Annotated in this window: 19 protein-coding genes and 1 pseudogene; 8 read left to right on the top strand and 12 right to left on the bottom strand. The window is 59.2% G+C overall.

Annotation, left to right across the window (positions count from 1 at the left end; all coding sequences use genetic code 11):
* Nucleotides 1-47 precede the first annotated feature (47 nt).
* The gene (locus AB4N41_RS02115) at nt 48-533 is read right to left on the bottom strand and encodes a GyrI-like domain-containing protein (protein WP_252876770.1); all 486 of its coding nucleotides are present in this window, start codon (nt 531-533) and stop codon (nt 48-50) included.
* A gap of 69 nt (nt 534-602) precedes the next feature.
* Nucleotides 603-1,265 (bottom strand): LysE family translocator, encoded by a 663-nt coding sequence (locus AB4N41_RS02120; RefSeq protein ID WP_041479200.1) that lies wholly within the window; start codon nt 1,263-1,265, stop codon nt 603-605.
* A 138-nt stretch (nt 1,266-1,403) separates the two neighbouring features.
* On the opposite strand from AB4N41_RS02120, the gene alaC reads away from it, so the two are divergent.
* The gene (gene alaC / locus AB4N41_RS02125) at nt 1,404-2,621 is read left to right on the top strand and encodes an alanine transaminase (protein ID WP_122507677.1); all 1,218 of its coding nucleotides are present in this window, start codon (nt 1,404-1,406) and stop codon (nt 2,619-2,621) included.
* Between the two features lie 179 nt (nt 2,622-2,800).
* Here the strand turns inward: alaC and AB4N41_RS02130 are convergent, their stop codons facing one another.
* Both AB4N41_RS02130 and AB4N41_RS02135 read right to left on the bottom strand, forming a co-directional pair.
* A complete protein-coding gene (locus AB4N41_RS02130) occupies nt 2,801-4,153 on the bottom strand; it encodes a GntP family permease (RefSeq protein ID WP_016773551.1) in 1,353 nt (450 codons plus the stop codon).
* Between the two features lie 82 nt (nt 4,154-4,235).
* Nucleotides 4,236-4,769, bottom strand: coding sequence for a gluconokinase (locus tag AB4N41_RS02135; RefSeq protein WP_071173330.1), 534 nt, complete (start codon nt 4,767-4,769; stop codon nt 4,236-4,238).
* A gap of 216 nt (nt 4,770-4,985) precedes the next feature.
* Between AB4N41_RS02135 and gntR the strand changes: the two genes are divergently transcribed.
* Nucleotides 4,986-6,017: an HTH-type transcriptional regulator GntR gene (gntR, locus tag AB4N41_RS02140; RefSeq protein ID WP_252876771.1), complete on the top strand. Its 1,032-nt coding sequence runs from the start codon at nt 4,986-4,988 to the stop codon at nt 6,015-6,017.
* 139 nt (nt 6,018-6,156) lie between these two features.
* Here gntR and AB4N41_RS02145 read toward each other — a convergent pair whose 3' ends face one another.
* Entirely contained in the window at nt 6,157-7,029 is an 873-nt protein-coding gene (locus AB4N41_RS02145) for a LysR family transcriptional regulator (RefSeq protein ID WP_252876772.1), read from the bottom strand.
* Between the two features lie 128 nt (nt 7,030-7,157).
* Here AB4N41_RS02145 and AB4N41_RS02150 point away from each other — a divergent pair, with 128 nt between their 5' ends.
* Together AB4N41_RS02150 and AB4N41_RS02155 are read left to right on the top strand one after the other, a co-directional pair.
* The gene (locus AB4N41_RS02150; protein WP_076563910.1) at nt 7,158-7,598 is read left to right on the top strand and encodes a PACE efflux transporter; all 441 of its coding nucleotides are present in this window, start codon (nt 7,158-7,160) and stop codon (nt 7,596-7,598) included.
* A 125-nt stretch (nt 7,599-7,723) separates the two neighbouring features.
* Nucleotides 7,724-9,148, top strand: a complete 1,425-nt coding sequence (locus AB4N41_RS02155) for an MFS transporter (RefSeq protein WP_236168338.1) — start codon at nt 7,724-7,726, stop codon at nt 9,146-9,148.
* Between the two features lie 135 nt (nt 9,149-9,283).
* On the opposite strand, the gene AB4N41_RS02160 is transcribed toward AB4N41_RS02155, so the two are convergent.
* The gene (locus AB4N41_RS02160; RefSeq protein WP_223259141.1) at nt 9,284-9,823 is read right to left on the bottom strand and encodes a methyl-accepting chemotaxis protein; all 540 of its coding nucleotides are present in this window, start codon (nt 9,821-9,823) and stop codon (nt 9,284-9,286) included.
* Nucleotides 9,824-9,877: 54 nt separating this feature from the next.
* Nucleotides 9,878-10,603, bottom strand: a pseudogene (locus tag AB4N41_RS02165) (PAS domain-containing protein); the annotation flags it as partial.
* A 719-nt stretch (nt 10,604-11,322) separates the two neighbouring features.
* Here AB4N41_RS02165 and AB4N41_RS02170 point away from each other — a divergent pair.
* On the top strand, nt 11,323-11,745 hold the full coding sequence (locus AB4N41_RS02170) for a GNAT family N-acetyltransferase (protein WP_252876773.1): 423 nt from the start codon (nt 11,323-11,325) through the stop codon (nt 11,743-11,745).
* Between the two features lie 115 nt (nt 11,746-11,860).
* On the opposite strand, the gene def is transcribed toward AB4N41_RS02170, so the two are convergent.
* The 3 genes from def to AB4N41_RS02185 form a co-directional block, all read right to left on the bottom strand.
* Nucleotides 11,861-12,400 (bottom strand): peptide deformylase, encoded by a 540-nt coding sequence (def, locus tag AB4N41_RS02175; RefSeq protein WP_076563914.1) that lies wholly within the window; start codon nt 12,398-12,400, stop codon nt 11,861-11,863.
* Entirely contained in the window at nt 12,397-13,353 is a 957-nt protein-coding gene (locus AB4N41_RS02180; protein ID WP_041479188.1) for a YihY/virulence factor BrkB family protein, read from the bottom strand. The genes def and AB4N41_RS02180 overlap by 4 nt, the downstream gene beginning before the upstream one ends.
* Nucleotides 13,354-13,516: 163 nt before the next feature.
* Nucleotides 13,517-13,708 carry a CsbD family protein gene (locus tag AB4N41_RS02185; RefSeq protein WP_041479186.1) on the bottom strand — a complete coding sequence of 64 codons (192 nt, stop codon included), beginning with the start codon at nt 13,706-13,708 and terminating at the stop codon, nt 13,517-13,519.
* Between the two features lie 194 nt (nt 13,709-13,902).
* Between AB4N41_RS02185 and AB4N41_RS02190 the strand changes: the two genes are divergently transcribed.
* A complete protein-coding gene (locus AB4N41_RS02190; protein WP_016775519.1) occupies nt 13,903-14,280 on the top strand; it encodes a hypothetical protein in 378 nt (125 codons plus the stop codon).
* A 254-nt stretch (nt 14,281-14,534) separates the two neighbouring features.
* Here AB4N41_RS02190 and fadD1 read toward each other — a convergent pair whose 3' ends face one another.
* Nucleotides 14,535-16,232: a long-chain-fatty-acid--CoA ligase FadD1 gene (gene fadD1 / locus AB4N41_RS02195; protein WP_024014053.1), complete on the bottom strand. Its 1,698-nt coding sequence runs from the start codon at nt 16,230-16,232 to the stop codon at nt 14,535-14,537.
* Nucleotides 16,233-16,580: 348 nt separating this feature from the next.
* Nucleotides 16,581-18,269 (bottom strand): long-chain-fatty-acid--CoA ligase FadD2, encoded by a 1,689-nt coding sequence (gene fadD2, locus AB4N41_RS02200; protein WP_024014054.1) that lies wholly within the window; start codon nt 18,267-18,269, stop codon nt 16,581-16,583.
* 225 nt (nt 18,270-18,494) lie between these two features.
* Between fadD2 and AB4N41_RS02205 the strand changes: the two genes are divergently transcribed.
* Both AB4N41_RS02205 and AB4N41_RS02210 read left to right on the top strand, forming a co-directional pair.
* Entirely contained in the window at nt 18,495-19,439 is a 945-nt protein-coding gene (locus AB4N41_RS02205; RefSeq protein WP_252876774.1) for an alpha/beta hydrolase, read from the top strand.
* Nucleotides 19,440-19,483: 44 nt separating this feature from the next.
* Entirely contained in the window at nt 19,484-19,954 is a 471-nt protein-coding gene (locus AB4N41_RS02210; RefSeq protein ID WP_003227420.1) for a MaoC family dehydratase, read from the top strand.
* Nucleotides 19,955-20,049: the final 95 nt, after the last annotated feature.

Here is a 20,049-nt window from a genome sequence, read left to right on the forward strand (position 1 = left end):
AGCAGAACCACCGGGGCGGACATGCTCCGCCTCGATTGTTACACCGCTCAAGCCTTGATCGGCAGCCAGATTTCCAGGGTGCCGGTATTGAGTTTCGGGTTGTAATCCTCGCTGTAGCGCTCGAATTCCGGCGCATCCGCCGCTTCGTAAGCGGACTGCGGCAGCCAGGTGTTCCAGATGTACTGGAAGGTGTCAGGGAGTTGCGCCAGTGACCCTTTGTGCTCGAACACCGCATATTTCTGCGGCTGGATTTCAACCCAGCGGTACTTTTCCGGCAGGTCGTCGAGCTTGTCGATCTGCACCCCGGCGATGTATTCGAAACCGCCCTCGCCGTCCGCGTTGCAGCAAACGCCGTAGGTCACTTCATTGACTTGCGCGGGGATTTTTCCCAAGTGCGGGATCAGTTTTTTCCACAACGCGGGAATGTTGTCGGTGGTCCCCTGAGTGAATCGCCCGCCGAAACCGGCAATCAGCAGAAATTGCCCGTGTTCGAAGCGCGGCCCAGCCAATTCGACGCGTGGTTGTTCATCCATGACGCGACTCCTCAGAACGCAAAAGTGGGTTCGGCTGGGAGTATAGAAAGCCCGATCCGTTTCGCACGTTTACAGCGCATGCAACTGCTCGACGGCGCCCGAGCCGACAAACTCGTTGTACCCGGAAACGATCACGTAGACCGCGAAATAGCAGAAGATCGCCGCCGATGCCAAGTAGGAGTAACGCAGCAGCTTGTCGCCCAGCAGCTTGCCGCCGTGGCTTGCCGCGAAGCACAGACCGGCCGACCACAGCAGCCCGGCGCAGAGAAAGCCGCCCAAAAACAGCGCCGAACTCAACGGACCACCGCCACCGGATCGCGCAATCAACGTGCCGCCAACCGCAGCAAACCAGAGAATCGCACTCGGCGACGACATGGCGAGGAAGATGCCGCGAAAGAATTCCTTGCGATGGGAGTTCTGCCCCACTTCCGCGGTTTCCGCCAGCAGCGCTTCGTGGTGAATTGCCGAATAAATCATCTTGGCCGCGAAGTAGATCAGCAGCGCCGAACCGCCAATCCATAGCACCCAGCGCACGGTTTCGTATTGCAGCAGAACGGTCATGCCGGCCAGTGCCAGCACCGCGTAGATCAGGTCGCCGACGCAGGTGCCCAGGCCCAGGGCGAAGCCCTGAAAGTAGCCGCGCTGCATGGCCAGGGTGATCATTGCGATGTTGGCTACGCCGATATCCAGGCACAGCGAAAGGCTCAGCAAGAAGCCGCTGGTGAATTCCATTGACCGATTTTCCTTGAAAAAAATGTTTACAACCGCGCTGGACAGTATGCCATCACTGCCCTTATCTTCCGCCACAGGTCACCGCAGTGACCAGCGTCGCTCGGACGGTTCCGGGCGCTTACGTTATCCGAGGCAACAATGGCCGAACAAGGTTCGCCGCGCCGCTTTGCGCGCATAGATCGACTCCCCCCTTACGTTTTCAACATCACCGCCGAGCTGAAGATGGCCGCTCGCCGCCGTGGTGAAGACATCATCGACCTGAGCATGGGCAATCCCGACGGCGCCACGCCGCCGCACATTGTCGAAAAACTGGTGCAGGTCGCCCAACGTGAGGACACCCACGGTTACTCGACGTCCAAAGGCATTCCACGCCTGCGCCGGGCGATTTCCAATTGGTACAAGCAGCGCTACGAAGTCGATATCGACCCGGAAAGCGAAGCCATTGTCACCATCGGCTCCAAGGAAGGCCTGGCGCATTTGATGCTGGCGACACTGGACCAGGGCGACACCGTGCTGGTGCCGAACCCGAGCTATCCGATCCACATTTACGGCGCAGTGATTGCCGGCGCTCAGGTGCGTTCGGTGCCGCTGGTGCCGGGGGTGGATTTCTTCGATGAGCTGGAGCGCGCCATTCGCGGTTCGATCCCCAAGCCAAAAATGATGATCCTCGGCTTCCCGTCGAACCCGACTGCACAGTGTGTGGAACTGGATTTCTTCGAGCGGGTGATCGCCCTGGCCAAGCAATACGACGTGTTGGTCATCCACGACCTGGCGTACGCCGACATCGTCTACGACGGCTGGAAAGCACCGTCGATCATGCAGGTGCCCGGGGCCAAGGACATTGCGGTGGAGTTTTTCACCCTGTCCAAGAGCTACAACATGGCCGGCTGGCGCATCGGTTTCATGGTCGGCAATCCAGAACTGGTCAACGCCTTGGCGCGGATCAAGAGCTACCACGACTACGGCACTTTCACCCCACTGCAAGTGGCGGCGATTGCCGCGCTGGAAGGCGATCAACAGTGCGTGCGCGACATCGCCGAGCAGTATCGTCAGCGCCGTAACGTGCTGGTCAAAGGCCTGCATGAGCTGGGCTGGATGGTCGAGAATCCGAAGGCTTCGATGTACGTCTGGGCGAAGATTCCCCAGGCGTATGCGCATCTGGGTTCGCTGGAGTTCGCCAAGAAACTGCTGGCCGAGGCCAAGGTCTGCGTCTCGCCGGGGGTGGGTTTTGGCGAGTACGGCGATGATCATGTGCGCTTTGCCCTGATCGAAAATCAGGACCGCATTCGTCAGGCCGTGCGCGGGATTCGCGGGATGTTCCGCGCGGATGGCTTCAATCCGAAATCTCCTGCCTGACACCTGCCCCCTGTGGGAGCGAGCCTGCTCGCGAAAGCGGTGGGTCAGTCAGCATATTGGCTGGCTGACCTGGCCCCTTCGCGAGCAGGCTCGCTCCCACATTGGTTTTGGGTGAACCACGAAATCCACCCACAAAAAAACCGCATCACTGCGGTTTTTTTGTGCCTGCAAACTGCCGTTTAAACGAACAGCGACAACAGCAGGATAAAGCCCAGGCCCACTACCGACAGAATGGTTTCCATCGCGGTCCAGGTCTTGAAGGTTTCGGCCACAGTCATGTTGAAGTACTGCTTGACCAGCCAGAAACCTGCGTCGTTGACGTGGGACAGAATCAGCGAACCGGCGCCGGTGGCCAGCACCAGCAGCTCACGGTTGACGCCCGGAATCATGCCGACAACCGGCACCACAATGCCGGCGCCAGTGATGGTCGCCACGGTCGCCGAACCGGTTGCGATACGGATCACCGCCGCCACCAGCCAGGCCAGCAGGATCGGCGAGATCTGTGCGCTGACCGCCATGTGGCCGATCACATCACCCACGCCACTGGTCACCAGCATCTGCTTGAAGCCACCGCCCGCACCAATGATCAGAATGATCGCAGCGGTAGGCGCCAGGCTTGCGTCGAGCCATTTGAGCATCTGGTTGGAACCGATGCCCTGCTTGTAGCCGAAGGTGTACAGCGACAGCAGCAATGCCAGCAGCAATGCGGAGATCGGGTGGCCGATCATGTCCATCCAGATGCGGAAGAAATTGCCGTCCGGCAGCGCTACGTCAGCGAAGGTTTTCAGCAGCATCAGGAACACCGGCAACAGCACGGTGACCAGAGTGATGCTGAAGCTCGGCAGGTTGGCCGAATCGTTTTCGCGGGCCAGTTGATCGACCAGCTCCTGATTCGGGTGGCCAGGAATGTGCTTGGCGATGAAGGTACCGAAGATCGGACCGGCAATGATGGCGGTCGGCAGCGCAACGATCAGACCGTAGAGAATGGTCTTGCCGATGTCAGCGCCGAACACACCGATGGCCAGCAGCGGGCCTGGGTGCGGCGGTACCAGACCGTGCACCGCAGAGAGGCCGGCGAGCAGCGGGATACCGATCTTGATGATCGATACGCCAGTGCGACGGGCGACGATGAACACCAGCGGAATCAGCAGCACGAAGCCGATTTCGAAGAACAGCGGGATACCCACCAGGAACGCAGCGAACATCATCGCCCACTGCACCTTGTCCTTGCCGAAGGCGCGGATCAGGGTCTGGGCGATCTGATCGGCGCCGCCGGATTCGGCCATCATTTTGCCGAGCATGGTGCCGAGGGCGAGGATGATGCCGACAAAACCGAGCACGCCACCGAAGCCGTCCTGGAACGCCTTGATGATGGTATTGATCGGCATGCCGGAAGTCAGGCCGAGGAAGGCGGCGGCGATGGTCAGGGCGATAAAAGGGTGAATCTTGAATTTGGTGATCAGGATAATCAGGCCGATTACCGTGACCACTGCATCGAGCAGCAGGAACGTCTCGTGGGACATGCCAAACATGGGGGGTGTCTCCTGGATTGTTGTTGTTATTAAAGCGGGTTGAACAGAAGTCGGGAGGACAGCGCTGTCTTTTTCAACATGCTCATATCGCCTGTTTCAGGCCGTTGGCCTGCCACCAGACGTGAGCCTGCAGGGCCAGCTCTTCAACGCTGTGAATCGAGGCATTGAGCGGCAGAGTCAGCGGCTCGCCCTTGGGCGATTCGAGGGTGGCGAACTGGCTTTCGATCAACGTCGCCGGCATGAAGTGGCCCGGGCGGTGCGATACGCGCTCGGCGGCGACTTCCGGAGTCAATTCAAGAAACACGAAACCCAGGCCCGGCAAGGCACTGCGCAGACGTTCGCGGTAACTGTGTTTAAGGGCCGAGCAGGTCAACACCGGGCGCTGGCCTTGGGCATCGACGCGACGCAGTTCATCGCACAGGCTGTCGAGCCAGCCGGCGCGGTCTTCGTCGTTCAGGGGGATCCCCGCGCTCATCTTTTCGATGTTCGCGGCCGGATGAAAAGTATCGCCTTCAATGGCAGTGGCGCCGCTCAATTGGCACAGGGCCTGGCTGACGCACGTCTTGCCGCAACCGGCAACGCCCATGATGACCAGGGCGGTGATGGGATGACTCATATAACACCTCAGCGCGCAGACAGCGCTACCTTTGCTAGCTATGACTCTAGTGCACAGGCAGAAGTTGCCGACGCCTTCTTGTCGTTTTTTTGGGTTGCAGCAGGTTTGTTCCCGACGCCAAAGAGCACAGATCAGGCAGGACCGCGCTCACGCATTTGCAGCTGCATCAGGACAGCGCTACCTTAGTGCCTTGATTTTTGTTTGGCAAGCCGCCCGATGACCTCCCCCAAGAACGATAAAAATACCCGCACCACCGGCCGTCCGACCCTCAACGAAGTAGCCCGCCTGGCCGGCGTCAGCCCGATCACTGCCTCGCGCGCCTTGCGCGGGGTAAGCACGGTGGCCACCGAACTGGTGGAAAAAGTGCAGAAAGCTGCGCTTGAACTCAACTATGTAGTCAACCCCGCCGCCCGCGCACTGGCCTCGGCGCAGAGCCATTCGGTGGTGGTGCTGGTGCCGTCACTGTCCAACCTGCTGTTCATCGACACGCTGGAAGCCATTCATCGGGTGCTGACGCCCAAAGGCTTCGAAGTGCTGATCGGCAACTTCCATTATTCGCGCGATGAAGAAGAAAACCTGCTGCGCAATTACATGGCTTATCAGCCGCGCGGGTTTCTGCTGACCGGTTTTGATCGCACGGAAAGTTCGCGGCGGATGATCGAGGCCAGCAACATTCCTTGCGTGTACATGATGGAGCTGGACAGTGCTGCCGGAGTCAATTGCGTGGGTTTCTCGCAGTTGAGCGCCGGGGAAACTGCCGCCGAACACCTTCTGTCTCGCGGACGCAAGCGTCTGGCGTACATCGGCGCGCAGCTGGACCAGCGCACCCTGCTGCGCGGTGAGGGTTTCCGCAAAGCATTGCAGAAGGCAGGCCGTTACGACCCGGATCTGGAAGTGCTGACGCCACGTGCTTCGTCGGTGGGCTTGGGCGGCGAGCTGTTCCTGCAATTGCTGGCGGCGCATCCGGATGTTGATGCGATTTTCTTCGGCAACGATGACCTGGCCCAGGGTGCGATGCTGGAAGCGTTGCGTAACGGCATCAAGATTCCCGAGCAGGTGGCGATCCTCGGTTTCAATGATTTGCCGATGTCCGAACACATGGTGCCGCGCCTGAGCAGCATCAACACCCCGCGCGAGGCGATCGGCCGGCGCGCGGCGGAGCAGATGCTCACGTTAATGGCGGGCAACAAAGTGGCGCGGCCGGTGGAGGATATGGGGTTTGAGCTGAAGGTGCGCGAGAGTACCTGACCCTTCACAAATGCTGAATTGAAACACAACCCTTGTGGGAGCGAGCCTGCTCGCGAAAGCGGTGGGTCAGTCAGCATTGATACAGCTGACACGACGCCTTCGCGAGCAGGCCCGCTCCCACAGGGGATCTCTACCAAACTCAATGGCTGAGCAGGTCGACCAACGCCTGGGCGCCCTTCTGCAAGGGCTGGCTCTTGAGCCACACCGCATGCACCGGCAGCACCAGGCCATTTTCGATGTTGCGAAAATTCAGCCGCTTCAAGCGTCCCGCGTCCAGCCACGGCTGCACCACCGACAGCGGAAAATTCCCCCAGCCCAATCCCGCTTCAACCATTTCCATCGCCGTCTCGAGATTGTCCGTACGCCAGTAGGATTCAGCCACCAATGGCCGCGTCTCGCTGATCGGCAAGTCGCGGCTGGCGACGATGATCTGCCGCACCTGCACCAGATCTTCGAGAAACACATCCCGCCCTTGCAACAACGGGCTGTCCGCCGCCAGCGTGGCGATCATGCGTTCGCTGCCGACAAACTGAAACCGCTCCAGCGCATTCACGCTCAAACCGGCGAACGCCAGACACACGCTGACCCGGCCACTCTGCAACATCGCCAGCACATCATCCTGCGGCGCAGTCAGCACTTCGATGTCGAGCAACGGATGCCGCTCGGCAATCACCTTGATCGCTGCCAGCAAGCGCCGCCGATCAATGTCCGCGACCACGCCGATCGACAACCTGCTTTCCAGCCCCAGCGACAGCTCCACCGCGTGCACCTGCAGCTGCTTGAGCTGCTCGGCGATCAGTCGCGCGTGCGGCACCAACGACTGCGCCATCGCCGTGGGTTGCGGCTCGCGATGACTGCGGTCGAACAGCGGGTAACCGAGTTCCGCTTCAAGATTGGCAATGCCCATGCTCACCGCCGACGGCACCTTGCCCAACTGCCGCGCGGCGGCGGAAAACGAGCCGCGCTCGATCACCGCGAGAAATAATTCGATGCTGTCGCTGTTGAAATTCAAATGCCTCACCTATCCCTATCAATAAAACTGAAAGCTACCGACTTTTTCTGTCAGGTCTATTGAAGCTATCTTTGCTCGCCTTCGCCAGCCCCGCTGGCCAACATTCGGCAAGAAAGAGGCAAATCTGCATGCAAGGCGTGAAACGCAAACTGGTCTACGTGTCGCTCTATGAAGTGATCGGCATGACCTTCTCGGCCCTCGGTCTGGCGTTGCTGTCGGGCACGTCGCCGGGCAGCACCGGGCCGCTGGCGGTGATCATCACCAGCATCGCCGTGACCTGGAATTTCATCTACACCTCGTTGTTCGAGCGCTGGGAAAGTCGCCAGGTCTCGCGCACCCGTACGGTCAAACGGCGCATCGCCCACGCCGTCGGCTTTCAACTGACGCTGATCGTGTTTCTGATTCCGTTGATCGCGTGGTGGATGAACATCAGTCTGGTGCAAGCGTTCCTGCTGGATCTGGCACTGATCATTTTCATCCCGTGCTACACCTTCGTGTTCAACTGGCTGTTCGACCGGATCTTCGGCCTGCCGAACTCGGCGCTGCCGGATTCTGCCGCTGCGGCATAAATCGCTAATTCGTAAGCAGATATTGCGAGAAATCAGCGGTTTGACCGGGTAAACCGCTGATATTCACAATCCATCAATTCCGATAGCAGGCTAAGCTTTTCCATCAATAAAAAATGGATCAGCTTATGACTGCTCACGCTTCCGCCGCCGCGCACAGTGACGGTATCGACCCGGTACGCGCCGCCGAGATTTCCGCCCGCATCGACCGTCTGCCCGCCGTCGCCACCATCTGGCGTCTGGTGGCGCTGCTGTCGATCGGTGGATTTTTCGAACTCTACGATCTGTTCCAGACCGCCTACATCAGTCCCGGGCTGATTCGCGACGGCCTGTTCGCCACTGGCAGTCAGGGGGTGTTCGGCTTCTCCGATCAGGCGGCGTTCGCCTCGGCGACGTTCCTCGGCCTGTTCCTCGGCGCCAGCCTGCTCAGTCCGTTGGCGGATCGCTTCGGTCGCCGGGCAATCTTCACCTTCGCGCTGATCTGGTACACGGTGGCGACAGTCCTGATGGGGATTCAGACCTCAGCACTGGGCATCATTGGCATGCGTTTTCTGGTCGGCATCGGCTTGGGTATCGAATTGGTGACGATCGATGCCTACCTCTCGGAACTGGTCCCTAAACGCATGCGCAGCTCGGCGTTCGCCTTTGCGTTTTTCGTGCAGTTCCTCTCGGTGCCGGCGGTGGCCTTGATGTCGTGGTGGCTGGTGCCGCAAGCGCCGTTCGGGGTGTCCGGCTGGCGTTGGGTGGTGCTGGCCAGCGCGGTGTTTGCGCTGTTTATCTGGTGGCTGCGCAAGCGTCTGCCGGAATCGCCGCGCTGGCTGGCGCAACACGGTCGCTTCGATGAGGCCAATCGGATCCTCGACCATCTCGAAGCGCGCTGCGCCAAGGATTACGGCAAAGCGCTGGATGCGCCGGAACCGGTGCCGGTCGATGTCGAAGGCAAGGGCCGTTTCGCCGATATCTGGCAGCCGCCCTACCGCCGCCGCGCGTTGATGCTGATCGTTTTTCATATCTTTCAGGCGATCGGTTTCTTCGGTTTCGGCAACTGGTTGCCGGCGCTGCTTTCGGGCCAAGGCGTGAGCATCACCCACAGTCTGATGTATGCGTTCATCATCACCCTCGCCTACCCGCTCGGGCCGTTGCTGTTTGTGAAGTTCGCCAACCGTTTCGAGAACAAATGGCAAATCGTCGGCTCGGCGCTCGGCGCGATGACCTTCGGCACCCTGTTCGCCCTGCAGACCAGCGCCTTCGGGCTGATTTTCTGCGGCGTAATGATCACCTTCTGCAACGCCTGGCTGAGCTTCAGTTATCACTCCTATCAAAGCGAGCTGTTCCCGACCAACATCCGCGCCCGCGCGGTCGGGTTCTGCTATTCGTTCAGTCGCTTGTCGACGGTGTTCAGCAGTCTGCTGATCGGCATGTTCCTGGATAACTTCGGCACGCCGGGGGTACTGGCGTTCATCGTCAGCAGCATGCTGATCGTGATGCTGACCATCGGCTGGTTCGGCCCGCGTACGCGTAATCTGGCGCTGGAGAACATTGCCCATCGCTGACGGCCAACACGGGACTCACCTGTGGGAGCGAGTCTGCTCGCGAAGGCGTCGTGTCAGAAAGGCATGTGCTGGCTGACATAACGCTTTCGCGAGCAGGCTCGCTCCCACATTGGTTATTGGTGACGTTGAAACAGCTCAGTTCAATTGCAGGGTTTCATTGAACTGGCTGATCGCATCCACCACATGCCGCGAGCCTTGCTGAATCTCGAGGATCACCTCGCCCGCCTCGTTCGCCAGCTCCACGCCCAACCCGGTTCGGCTCAGGCTCGACTGCATGCTCGACACTGCGCTCAGCGACAGGTCGTGGTTCTTGCGCACCACGTCGACAATTTCCAGAGTGGCCTGACTGGTCCGCGCGGCGAGGCTGCGCACCTCATCGGCGACAACCGCGAAACCGCGTCCATGTTCACCGGCGCGCGCCGCTTCGATCGCGGCGTTGAGCGCCAGCAGGTTGGTCTGATCGGCAATGCCGCGAATGGTCTGAACGATGGTGCCGATGATGTCCGACTGTTTGCTGACCGCATCGATGCTCACCGCCGCTTCGTTCAGATCGCGGGAAATGTCCTGAATGATCTGCACGGTCTGCTGCACCACCTGTGAACCTTTCTGCGCGCAGGCGTCGTTTTGCACCGAGGTACTGTGGGCCGATTCCGCAGCGTTCTGCAGAGTGGTCATCTGCCGGGTGATGTCGCTGGCGAACTTGACCACTTTGTACAAGCGGCCCTTGGCGTCGAACAGCGGGTTATACGAAGCCTCCAGATAAACCATCTGCCCGGACTTGTTCTTGCGCTCGAAACGGTGCGAGTGATATTCGCCGCGATTGAGCGAAGCCCAGAACGCCTTGTACTGCGCGGATTCGGCTTCGGCGCGGTGACAGAACAGGCTGTGGTGCTGGCCGACAATTTCAGGGTGCGCGTACTGCATGGTCTGCAAAAAGTTGTCGTTGGCGCGGATGACATTGCCTTCGGGGGTGAACTCGATCACCGCCATGGAACGGCCGATCGCCGCGAGCATGGCTTCTTCTTCATGTTCTTTGTTGATGCGTGCGGTGATGTCCGCCGCAACCTTGATCACACTTCTGACCTGTTTGTCGGGACCGAATACCGGCATGTAACTGGCTTCAAGCCAGATCTCCCGGCCACTCTTGTTCAGACGCAGGAAAGTGCCGCTGAGCGGTTCACCACGGGCCAGGTCGCGCCATAACTTCGCGTAGTCCTCGCTGCGATAAAAGCTTTCTTCGCAGAAGATCCGATGGTGTTTGCCGCGCACTTCTTCGGCGCTGTAGCCCATGGTCTTGCAGAAGTTCTCGTTGGCGTCGAGAACGATGCCGTCCGGAGTGAACTCGATCATCGCCATCGAGCGGCTGATCGCTTCGATTTTCGCGTTGGCCTCAGTCAGCGCACAGCTGAAGCGCTCGATTTCCCGCAGGTCAGCCTTGTGATGTAGGTTGAACATGGTTGTATCACCTTCCGCGCGTTCTTTTGATTTGATGAAAGTTCAGGTCTTGCAAGATCCATCACTACGTTCCACAGAACAGGCACACGTCTTCCCCCACGGGAGGAAGTTGTCAGGTGATAAATGATGATCAATCGGATGCGCCGTGCAGCGACGCTCTGATCAAGACATCCTTTTCTTGATAGCCCGCATGCGGGCCAGCCCTAACGCGTAGAAGAACTTCCATTTAAGTGACGCTCCTTGTTGGTTCAGTGTTGGTGCCTTGAATTGCGCACTCTGGCAGCATGAATCACGGACCAACCTGTGCCGTCGGCCTGGTGGCATGACGGTCGACATGGTTAGTTACCTGCAAGCATAGCCAGCCGAACGCCGGGCGCAAGGCCACTAGTCGGCCAGTATCTGGCATTTTTTGCACAAGAAACGGTTCAGCGCGGGAAACAGTGTGGTGAAAACGGACGTTTTCGCCAGCGAGGCGGGAGCCCGTGAACCGGGCTTCCGCATGGTTTGATCAATGGCCGAAAATATCGACCTTCTTGGCTTTCTTCTCTGCGCGTTTTTCAATCGCGGTCTTGGCCGGCTTCTTCTTCGCGGCTTTCTTTGAATCCATACCTTTGGACATGATCGGTACTCCACTCACAGGGGTGTGAGTTCAGGTATACACCTATCCCGAAGCGTGCGTTCTTTTATAATCGGCGCTTTTCGCAGCGACAGCCCGAACCATGTCCGATATCCACTACAGCCAGCTCGACGAATCGTTGTGGCCGCTGATGAACAAGTTCTACCGCAGCCACCAATCCTCGATGAAAGCCGTGCGTGAGGCGCAGTTGTGGGTGGCAAGGCGCGGCGAGATCGTTGCGGCGCTGTGTCTGCGGCCGGTATCCGGTGGGCACTGGCTGACGGGGTTGTTTGTCGATCCGCAGTGTCGGGAACAAGGTGTCGCTGCGCAGTTGATCGCAACGGCGGTTGCCCAGGTGGACGAGCCGGTGTGGCTGTTTTGCCATCCGGATTTGCGCGGGTTTTATGAGCGGCGTGGGTTCAGCTTCGATCCGCCGCTGCCGCAGGCGATGGCCGAGCGGTTGAGCCGGTATGCGCGGAGCAAGCCGATGATTGCGATGGGACTCAATCCCGCAGATTTACGCTGAAACCCTGTGGGAGCGAGCCTGCTCGCGAATGCGGTGTGTCAGCGCCGAATTTGGTTCTGATACTCCGCGTTCGCGAGCAGGCTCGCTCCCACAGGGGTTGATGGTGTTCTGACAATCAGTCGTCAGCGTTGGGATCAAGATCCGGAAACAGCACTTCGGTAAAGCCGAACTTGCTGAAATCGGTAATCCGCGACGGATACAGCCGGCCGATCAGGTGATCGCATTCATGCTGCACCACCCGTGCATGAAACCCCGAGGCCACACGCACGATCGGCTCGCCCTTCGGATCAAAGCCTTCGTAGCGAATCTGCTGATAACGCTCCACCGCGCCGCGCAGGCCCGGCACCGACAGACAACCTTCGAAGCCCTCTTCCATCAACGGATTCAACGGCGTGATCAGCGGATTGATCAGGATCGTCTGCGGCACTGCTTCGGCGTCCGGGTAACGCTCGCTGTGTTCGAAGCCGAAGATCACCAGTTGCAGGTCGACTCCGATCTGCGGCGCCGCGAGGCCAACGCCGCCGACGCTTTCCATGGTCTGGAACATGTCATCGATCAGTTGCCAGAGCTCGGCGCTGTTGAACATTTCCGGTGGTACCGGCGCGGCGATGCGCAGCAGGCGCTCGTCACCCATTTTGAGAATTTCACGAATCATGGTCGCGCTTCATCAGTGTCCGGCTTGAGCGAATGATCGCGGCCCAGGCCCGAGACGTGTTGTTTGGGGGATTCGTCAGGCTCGCCAGGGGCTTTTTCGCCCTTTTCCTTGCCTTCGGCGGACATGTGCTCGATCACTGCATTCATTTCCGCGCCGAGCAACAGGACTGCGGAGGAAATGTAGAAATACAGCAAGAGCACGATGATCGCCCCGATGCTGCCATACATCGCGTTGTAGTTGGCGAAGGTTTTCACGTAAAAGGCAAACCCCAACGAGGCGAGGATCCACACCACCACGGCCAGCACCGAACCCGGGGTGATGAAACGGAATTCCTGTTTGACGTCGGGCATCACGTAATAGATCAGCGCCACCGCGACCATCATCAGAATCACGATCACCGGCCAGCGGGCGATCGTCCACACCGTGACGATGAAGTATTCCAGCCCCACTTGTGCGGCAATCCAGCCCATCACCTGCGGCCCGAGCACCATCAGCGCAGCGGCGATCAGCAGCATGCCGGCGATGCCGACGGTGTAGACGATCGACAACGGGAAGCGCTTCCAGATCGGCCGGCCTTCGACCACGTCGTAGGCGGCATTCATTGCGCTCATCATCAGGCGCACGCCGGCGGACGCGGTGTACAGCGCAATAACGATACCGATGGACAGCAGGCCACCCTTGGATTGCTGCAACTGGTCGATCACCGGGTTGACCTGCTCCAGTGCCTGCGGTGGCAGCACCAGTTCAGATTGCAGACGCAGCCAGGAAAAGAAGTCCGGCAGGTGCAGGAAACCGATTAGGGCAATCAGGAAAAGAATGAACGGAAACAGCGAGAACAGCATCTGGTAAGCCAATGCCGAGGCATAGGTCGACATTTCGTCATCGACGAACTCAGTGACCGTGCGCACCATCACCCGGTGCAGGGGCAGACCTTTCATGTCCGGAAATATCATTCGCGTCTCCTTGCGCCGCAAAAGGTTGAAGTCGTGGCGACTCAGGGGCCGTTTTTTACCTCAAGGTAGCCTACTTGGCGATCCTTTGGCGGATGACCGCAGGGTTCTGATACAAAAACGGCCATCCTTGGATGGCCGCTCGTGTGATTCGTTCAAGGCTCGCTTACGCCTTGTCGACGCCTTTTTTCACCGCGTCCTTGGCGTTGCCAACCGCTTGCTGGGCTTCGCCTTTTTTCTCTTGAACCTTGCCTTCGGCGCGCAGCTTGTCGTTGTCAGTGACCTTGCCGACGCCTTGCTTGACGTTACCGACGGCTTCGTTGGCCATGCCTTTTACTTTATCGCCTGTGCTACTCATGGTGTTTCTCCGTGATGCATATAGGGAAGAAAAGTCATTACGTAACGATTGACCGGTGCGCTTTGCGCCGAGTTTCATTTATTTTGCCGGCATTTCGTCGTGGCGCGCAGGTTGCGCTTTATGTTTGCCGGCGTTGCCCCGAGAATGCTCAGCCTACGGGCGTCGCGCCCGGCACACCGATTCGCAGGAATGTCATGAAGCTCAATAAAACCCAGGCCATCGCCCGTCGCAACCAGGAACTGGGCGGCGCCGTGCTCGGCACCAACAACTGCCACTTCGCCGAACTGAACCGTAACCGCAATATCTGGTGGTTCGACCTGCCGGTGTCGCGCTTGGCCATCGGTCAGTACGAGTGGATTCACTTGCTGCTGCACACCCCGGCCACCGATGAGTTGCTGCACCTGAAAGTGCCAACGGTATTCCTGCGCGAAAAGCTCGAAGGGCTGGTGATTCGCAACGAAGGCAAGCGCAAGGCGGCGCTGAGCCTGGAATTGAGTGCGGACAAGGATTCTTATCTGCAGGACATGCGACCGGCGGGGACCAACGTGAATTTTGCGCCGTTTCGTCAGTAGGATTTGTGGCGTCAGCCCTTCCCCTCACCCTAGCCCTCTCCCCAGAGGGGAGAGGGGACCGACCGGGTTGTTCTTACGGAATACGCCGACCTGAAATATCGAGCCGAACTCAGGTTCTGAAAAGCTTGAAGATCGGCTCCCTTCCCCCTCGCCCCCTTGGGGGAGAGGGTTGGGGTGAGGGGGTAGAATTTACCAGACGCTGCAAATCACCAATCTTTCCCAACAAAAAGCCCCGCATCTGCGGGGCTTTTTATTTACGCGGCAGACTTGGCCTTGATCTTCTTCAGTTCTTCATCCCGCAATTCGCGGCGCAGGATCTTGCCGACGTTGGTGGTCGGCAGCGCATCGCGGAATTCCACCGAGCGCGGCACTTTGTAGCCGGTAACGTTGGCGCGCATGTGGTCCATGACCTGCTCTTTGGTCAGGGTCACGCCCGGTTTGGCGACGATGAAAATCTTGATCGCCTCACCCGATTTCTCGTCCGGCACACCGATCGCCGCGCACTGCAACACGCCGGGCAAAGTCGCCAGCACGTCTTCCAGTTCGTTTGGATAGACGTTGAAGCCAGACACCAGAATCATGTCTTTCTTGCGATCGACGATGCGCATGTAGCCGTCCGGCTGGATCAGCGCGATGTCACCGGTTTTCAACCAACCGTCGCTGTCGAGCATTTCATCGGTGGCTTCCTGACGCTGCCAATAGCCCTTCATCACTTGCGGGCCTTTGACGCACAGCTCGCCGATTTCGCCCAGCGGCTGCTCGACACCGGCATCGTCGATGACTTTGCACAGGGTCGACGGCACCGGAATGCCGATGGTGCCGATCTGGATGTGCTGGATCGGGTTGACCGTGGCCACCGGGCTGGTTTCGGTCATGCCGTAGCCTTCGCAGATGGCGCAACCGGTCACGGCTTTCCAGCGCTCGGCCGCCGCCAGTTGCAGGGCCATGCCGCCGGACAGGGTAACTTTCAGCGCGGAGAAATCCAGCTTGCGGAAACCTTCGTTGTTGCACAGCGCCACGAACAGCGTGTTCAGACCGACGAAACCGCTGAACTTCCACTTCGACAGTTCCTTGACCATCGCCGGCAGGTCGCGCGGGTTGCTGATCAGGATGTTGTGGTTGCCGATCAGCATCATCGCCATGCAATGAAAGGTGAACGCATAGATGTGATACAGCGGCAGCGGCGTGATCAGGATCTCGCAGCCTTCGTTGAGGTTGGAGCCCATCAGCGCCTTGCATTGCAGCATGTTGGCGACCAGGTTGCGGTGCGTGAGCATCGCGCCCTTGGCCACGCCGGTGGTGCCGCCGGTGTATTGCAGCACTGCGACATCGCCGCTGTCCGGATTGGCTTCGGCCACTGGCTGGCCGTGGCCTTTGCTCAGGACGTCGTTGAACTTGATGGCTTTGGGCAGGTGATAGGCCGGGACCATTTTCTTCACGTACTTGATGACGCTGTTGATCAGCAGGCGCTTGATCGGCGGCAGCAAGTCGGCGACTTCGGTGACGATGACGTGCTTGACGCCGGTCTTCGGCACCACGGCTTCGGCCAGGTGCGCCATGTTCGCCAGGCACACCAGGGCCTTGGCGCCGGAGTCGTTGAATTGGTGTTCCATTTCCCGCGCGGTGTACAGCGGGTTGGTGTTGACCACGATCAGCCCGGCGCGAATGGCACCGAAGACCGCGACCGGGTACTGCAGGACGTTGGGCAGTTGCACGGCGATTCGATCACCGGGCTGCAAGTCGGTATGCTGTTGCAGATACGCGGCAAAGGCACCGGACAGCTCGTACAGCTCACCGTAGGTGATTGTCTTGCCGAGGTTGCTGAAAGCCGGTTTGTTGGCGAAGCGTTGGCAGGATTGCTTCAACACTGCCTGAATGTTCGGATACTCGTCTGGATTGATCTCGGCTGCGATTCCAGCCGGGTACTTATCCTTCCAAAAGTCTTCGATCATGGAAGCCCACTCCTCAGCAACGCGAATTCTTCACCGCATTTGATGCGATTATTATTGGTGTGTGTTTTGTATTGGTGAATCCGGCGTTTTACAGGCCGAGAAGTCACAAAGCGCGCCGAGAGTAGCAGCTTTGCCAAGGGTCGACCAGAGCCAAAAGAGGCCCCTACAGTCATATTGATGACTCAAGACTTGCCAGCGGTCATTTTAGAGCAAAAATCCTATTACCCTGTGAAAGCCCCGTAGTCATGGGGTGTAAAAGCAAAAGAACGCAGCCTTCGGCAGCTCCTACATTTGGAATGCGTTTCCTGTAGGAGCTGCCGAAGGCTGCGATCTTTTCGCTCGTAACCTTTATGCGATATCCCGCAACTCGCGCCGCAGAATTTTCCCTACAGGCGTCATCGGCAACGACTCACGCAACACGATGTGTTTCGGCACCTTGTAGGCCGTGAAATTCTCTTTGCAGTAAGCCTTCAGCTCTTCCAGGCTGACCCCGCTCTCCCGCGCTACCACAAACAGCTTCACCGCCTCTCCCGAACGCTCGTCCGGCACGCCGATCACCGCGCAGTTGGCGACTTTCGGGTGGGCCATGACCACGTCTTCAATTTCGTTGGGGTACACGTTGAAGCCGGAGACAATGATCATGTCCTTCTTGCGATCGACGATGCGCACGAAACCGTCCGGGTCGATCACGGCGATGTCGCCGGACTTGAACCAGCCCTCGGCATCGAGCACTTCGGCGGTGGCCTCGGGTTTGTTCCAGTAGCCCTTCATGATCTGCGGGCCTTTGATGCACAGCTCGCCGCGTTCGCCCAGTGGCTGTTCGACGCCGTCATCGTTGATGATTTTCACCAGCGTGCCCGGCACCGGCAGGCCGACAGTGCCCAGGCGCGACTGATCGCCGTATGGGTTAGTGCAGGCCACCGGCGAGGTTTCGGTCAGGCCGTAGCCTTCGGTGATGCGGCAACCGGTCATCTGCTCCCAGCGCTCGGCGGTGGCTTTGACCAGCGCGGTGCCGCCGGAATTGGTCAGTTTCAGGCTGGAGAAATCCAGCGTCTTGAAGTCAGGGTGATCCATCAGCGCGACGAACAAGGTGTTCAAACCCAGCAGCGCCGAGAAGCGCCAGTTCTTCAGTTCCTTGATGAAGCCGGCGATGTCACGCGGATTGGAGATCAACACGTTGTGGTTGCCCGAGACCATCATGCACATGCAATTCGCGGTGAAGGCATAGATGTGGTACAGCGGCAGCGGCGCAATCATCACTTCCTGGCCTTCGCGCAACAGCGGCTGACCGTCCGGGCCGAGCTGAGCCAGACAGGCGCGCACCTGCTGCATGTTCGCCACCAGATTGCCGTGGGTGAGCATCGCGCCCTTGGCCAGGCCGGTGGTGCCGCCGGTGTATTGCAGCACGGCGATGTCATCGAGGCCGACGTTCAGCGGCTTGATGCCCAGACCACGCCCCATGCGCAGCGCACTTTTGAACGAAGTGGCTTGCGGCAGCGAATACTCGGGAACCAGTTTCTTCACTTTGCTGACCACGGTGTTGACCAGCCAGCCTTTGGCGGTGGGCATCAGGTCGCCCATCTTCGCTTCGATCAAATATTGGATGTCGGTGTCGGGCAGCACTTCCTGGACTTTCTGCCCGAACAGATTCAGGTAGACCAGTGCGCGTGCGCCGGAATCCTTGAACTGGTGGCGCATTTCCCGTGGCGTGTAGAGCGGGTTGGTGTTGACCACGATCAGCCCGGCGCGCAGCGCGCCGAACACGGCAATCGGATAATGCAGGACGTTGGGCATCTGCACCGCAATGCGATCCCCGGGCACCAGATCGGTATGGGCCTGCAGGTAACCGGCGAACGCCGCGCTCTGGCGTTCGAGTTCGGCGTAGGTCAGGGTGATGCCCATGCTGCTGAACGCCGGGCGGTCAGCGAACTTCTTGCAGGAACGCTCAAACACTTCGATGACCGACTTGAACTCGCCCATGTCGATGTCCAGCGGTACGCCGGCCGGGCGTTTGTCATTCCAGAAATCAGGTTGCATTGTTCTTGTCCTCTTTACCTGAGCCGATCCGGGAGCCGCTTTCTGTCGTTTCTGCTTCGTCCATGGAAGGCGAAAAGCACAAAGCGGAGCTTCACGGACACTAGCAGCTATGGCCATTGAGGCAAATATGACGCAAGCCCTCATTGATCCCGTGAATCTTCCTGCCGTGGCGTGAGCTGATCAGACGCGCTATACACTGTGGCGATGCTGAGCAAAGGAATCGCCATGACCCACGACACCTTCTGGCTGGACGCGAGTGACCGCAGCCGCCTGTACGTCAACCGCTGGCTGCCGGCCACGCCATTGAAAGCGGTGATTCTGCTGGCCCATGGCATGGCCGAACACAGCGCTCGCTACATGCGGCTCGCTGACACGTTTTGCGACAAAGACTATGGCGTCTACGCCCCGGATCTGCGCGGCCATGGTCGTACCGCCGACAACGGCACCCTCGGCCATTTCGCCGATGACGATGGCTGGTGCAAGGTGGTTGGCGATCTGGCCAGTCTCAACCAGCATATCGGCCAGCAACATCCCGGCGTGCCGATTATCCTGCTCGGCCACAGCATGGGCAGCTACATCGCCCAGGGCTATTTGTTGCACCACAGCGCCAGTCTGCACGGGGCGATTCTCAGCGGCTCGAATTATCAGCCAGTGACCCTCTATCGCATGGCTCGACAGATTGCCCGGCTGGAAAAACTGCGCCAGGGCGGCAAGGGCCGCAGCGCGTTGATCGAGTGGCTGTCGTTCGGCTCGTTCAACAATAAATTCAAACCGGTGCGCACCCGTTTCGACTGGCTGAGCCGTGATCCGGCCGAAGTCGACAAGTACGCCGCCGACCCGTTATGCGGCTTTCGCTGCACCAATCAGCTGTGGGTCGACCTGCTCGGCGGCTTGCAGCAAATCAGCAAAGCGTCCAATCTCGCGCAGATCGATCCGGGCCTGCCGCTGCTGGTGATTGGTGGCGAATGTGATCCGGTGAGCGAGGGCAAGCGTCTGACAGATCTGGCCAATGCCTTGCGCAGGGCCGGCAGCCAGCACCTGCAACTGAAGATCTACCCGCAGGCCCGGCACGAATTGTTCAATGAAAGTAATCGCGACGAAGTGACCACCGATGTGCTCGCCTGGATCGACCAAGCCCTGAGCCACCGGCGCCCGCAGCGCAGCGAATAAATTTTTTGTGGATTGACTGAAATCCGTCACAGGAATCGAAACCGATGACCCAGGTTACCAACATCCCTTACGAAGCCCTTGAAGTCGGCCAGACCGCCAGCTACAGCAAGACTGTCGAAGAGCGCGACATTCAGCTGTTCGCCGCGATGTCGGGCGACCACAACCCGGTGCATCTGGACGCCGAGTTTGCCGCCGCCAGCATGTTCAAGGAACGCATCGCCCACGGCATGTTCAGCGGTGCGCTGATCAGTGCAGCGGTGGCCTGTGAATTGCCTGGGCCGGGCACTATTTATATCGGTCAGCAGATGAGCTTTCAGAAGCCGGTGAAGATCGGCGACACGCTGACAGTGCGTCTGGAAATTCTCGAGAAACTGCCGAAATTTCGCGTGCGCATTGCCACTCGCGTATTCAATCAGCGTGATGAGTTGGTGGTGGATGGCGAGGCGGAGATTCTCGCGCCACGTAAACAGCAGACGGTGACGTTGCCGACATTGCCGGCGATCAGTATCGGTTGATCGAAAAGATCGCAGCCTGCGGCAGCTCCTACTTTATTCATTCCCCTGTAGGAGCTGCCGCAGGCTGCGATCTTTGCTTTCCAGACGCGCACAAA

This window comes from Pseudomonas sp. S2_A10 (assembly GCF_054668465.1).

Coding starts and splice junctions, on each gene's coding strand:
- AB4N41_RS02180 (WP_041479188.1), bottom strand. CDS start 13,353: ATGATATTTCCGGACATGAAAGGTCTGCCCCTGCACCGGGTGATGGTG.
- AB4N41_RS02205 (WP_252876774.1), top strand. CDS start 18,495: ATGACCCACGACACCTTCTGGCTGGACGCGAGTGACCGCAGCCGCCTG.
- AB4N41_RS02160 (WP_223259141.1), bottom strand. CDS start 9,823: ATGACCACTCTGCAGAACGCTGCGGAATCGGCCCACAGTACCTCGGTG.
- AB4N41_RS02210 (WP_003227420.1), top strand. CDS start 19,484: ATGACCCAGGTTACCAACATCCCTTACGAAGCCCTTGAAGTCGGCCAG.
- AB4N41_RS02155 (WP_236168338.1), top strand. CDS start 7,724: ATGACTGCTCACGCTTCCGCCGCCGCGCACAGTGACGGTATCGACCCG.
- fadD2 (WP_024014054.1), bottom strand. CDS start 18,269: ATGCAACCTGATTTCTGGAATGACAAACGCCCGGCCGGCGTACCGCTG.
- AB4N41_RS02150 (WP_076563910.1), top strand. CDS start 7,158: ATGCAAGGCGTGAAACGCAAACTGGTCTACGTGTCGCTCTATGAAGTG.
- AB4N41_RS02135 (WP_071173330.1), bottom strand. CDS start 4,769: ATGAGTCATCCCATCACCGCCCTGGTCATCATGGGCGTTGCCGGTTGC.
- gntR (WP_252876771.1), top strand. CDS start 4,986: ATGACCTCCCCCAAGAACGATAAAAATACCCGCACCACCGGCCGTCCG.
- alaC (WP_122507677.1), top strand. CDS start 1,404: ATGGCCGAACAAGGTTCGCCGCGCCGCTTTGCGCGCATAGATCGACTC.
- def (WP_076563914.1), bottom strand. CDS start 12,400: ATGATTCGTGAAATTCTCAAAATGGGTGACGAGCGCCTGCTGCGCATC.
- AB4N41_RS02130 (WP_016773551.1), bottom strand. CDS start 4,153: ATGTTTGGCATGTCCCACGAGACGTTCCTGCTGCTCGATGCAGTGGTC.
- AB4N41_RS02190 (WP_016775519.1), top strand. CDS start 13,903: ATGAAGCTCAATAAAACCCAGGCCATCGCCCGTCGCAACCAGGAACTG.
- AB4N41_RS02115 (WP_252876770.1), bottom strand. CDS start 533: ATGGATGAACAACCACGCGTCGAATTGGCTGGGCCGCGCTTCGAACAC.
- AB4N41_RS02170 (WP_252876773.1), top strand. CDS start 11,323: ATGTCCGATATCCACTACAGCCAGCTCGACGAATCGTTGTGGCCGCTG.
- AB4N41_RS02120 (WP_041479200.1), bottom strand. CDS start 1,265: ATGGAATTCACCAGCGGCTTCTTGCTGAGCCTTTCGCTGTGCCTGGAT.
- AB4N41_RS02185 (WP_041479186.1), bottom strand. CDS start 13,708: ATGAGTAGCACAGGCGATAAAGTAAAAGGCATGGCCAACGAAGCCGTC.
- fadD1 (WP_024014053.1), bottom strand. CDS start 16,232: ATGATCGAAGACTTTTGGAAGGATAAGTACCCGGCTGGAATCGCAGCC.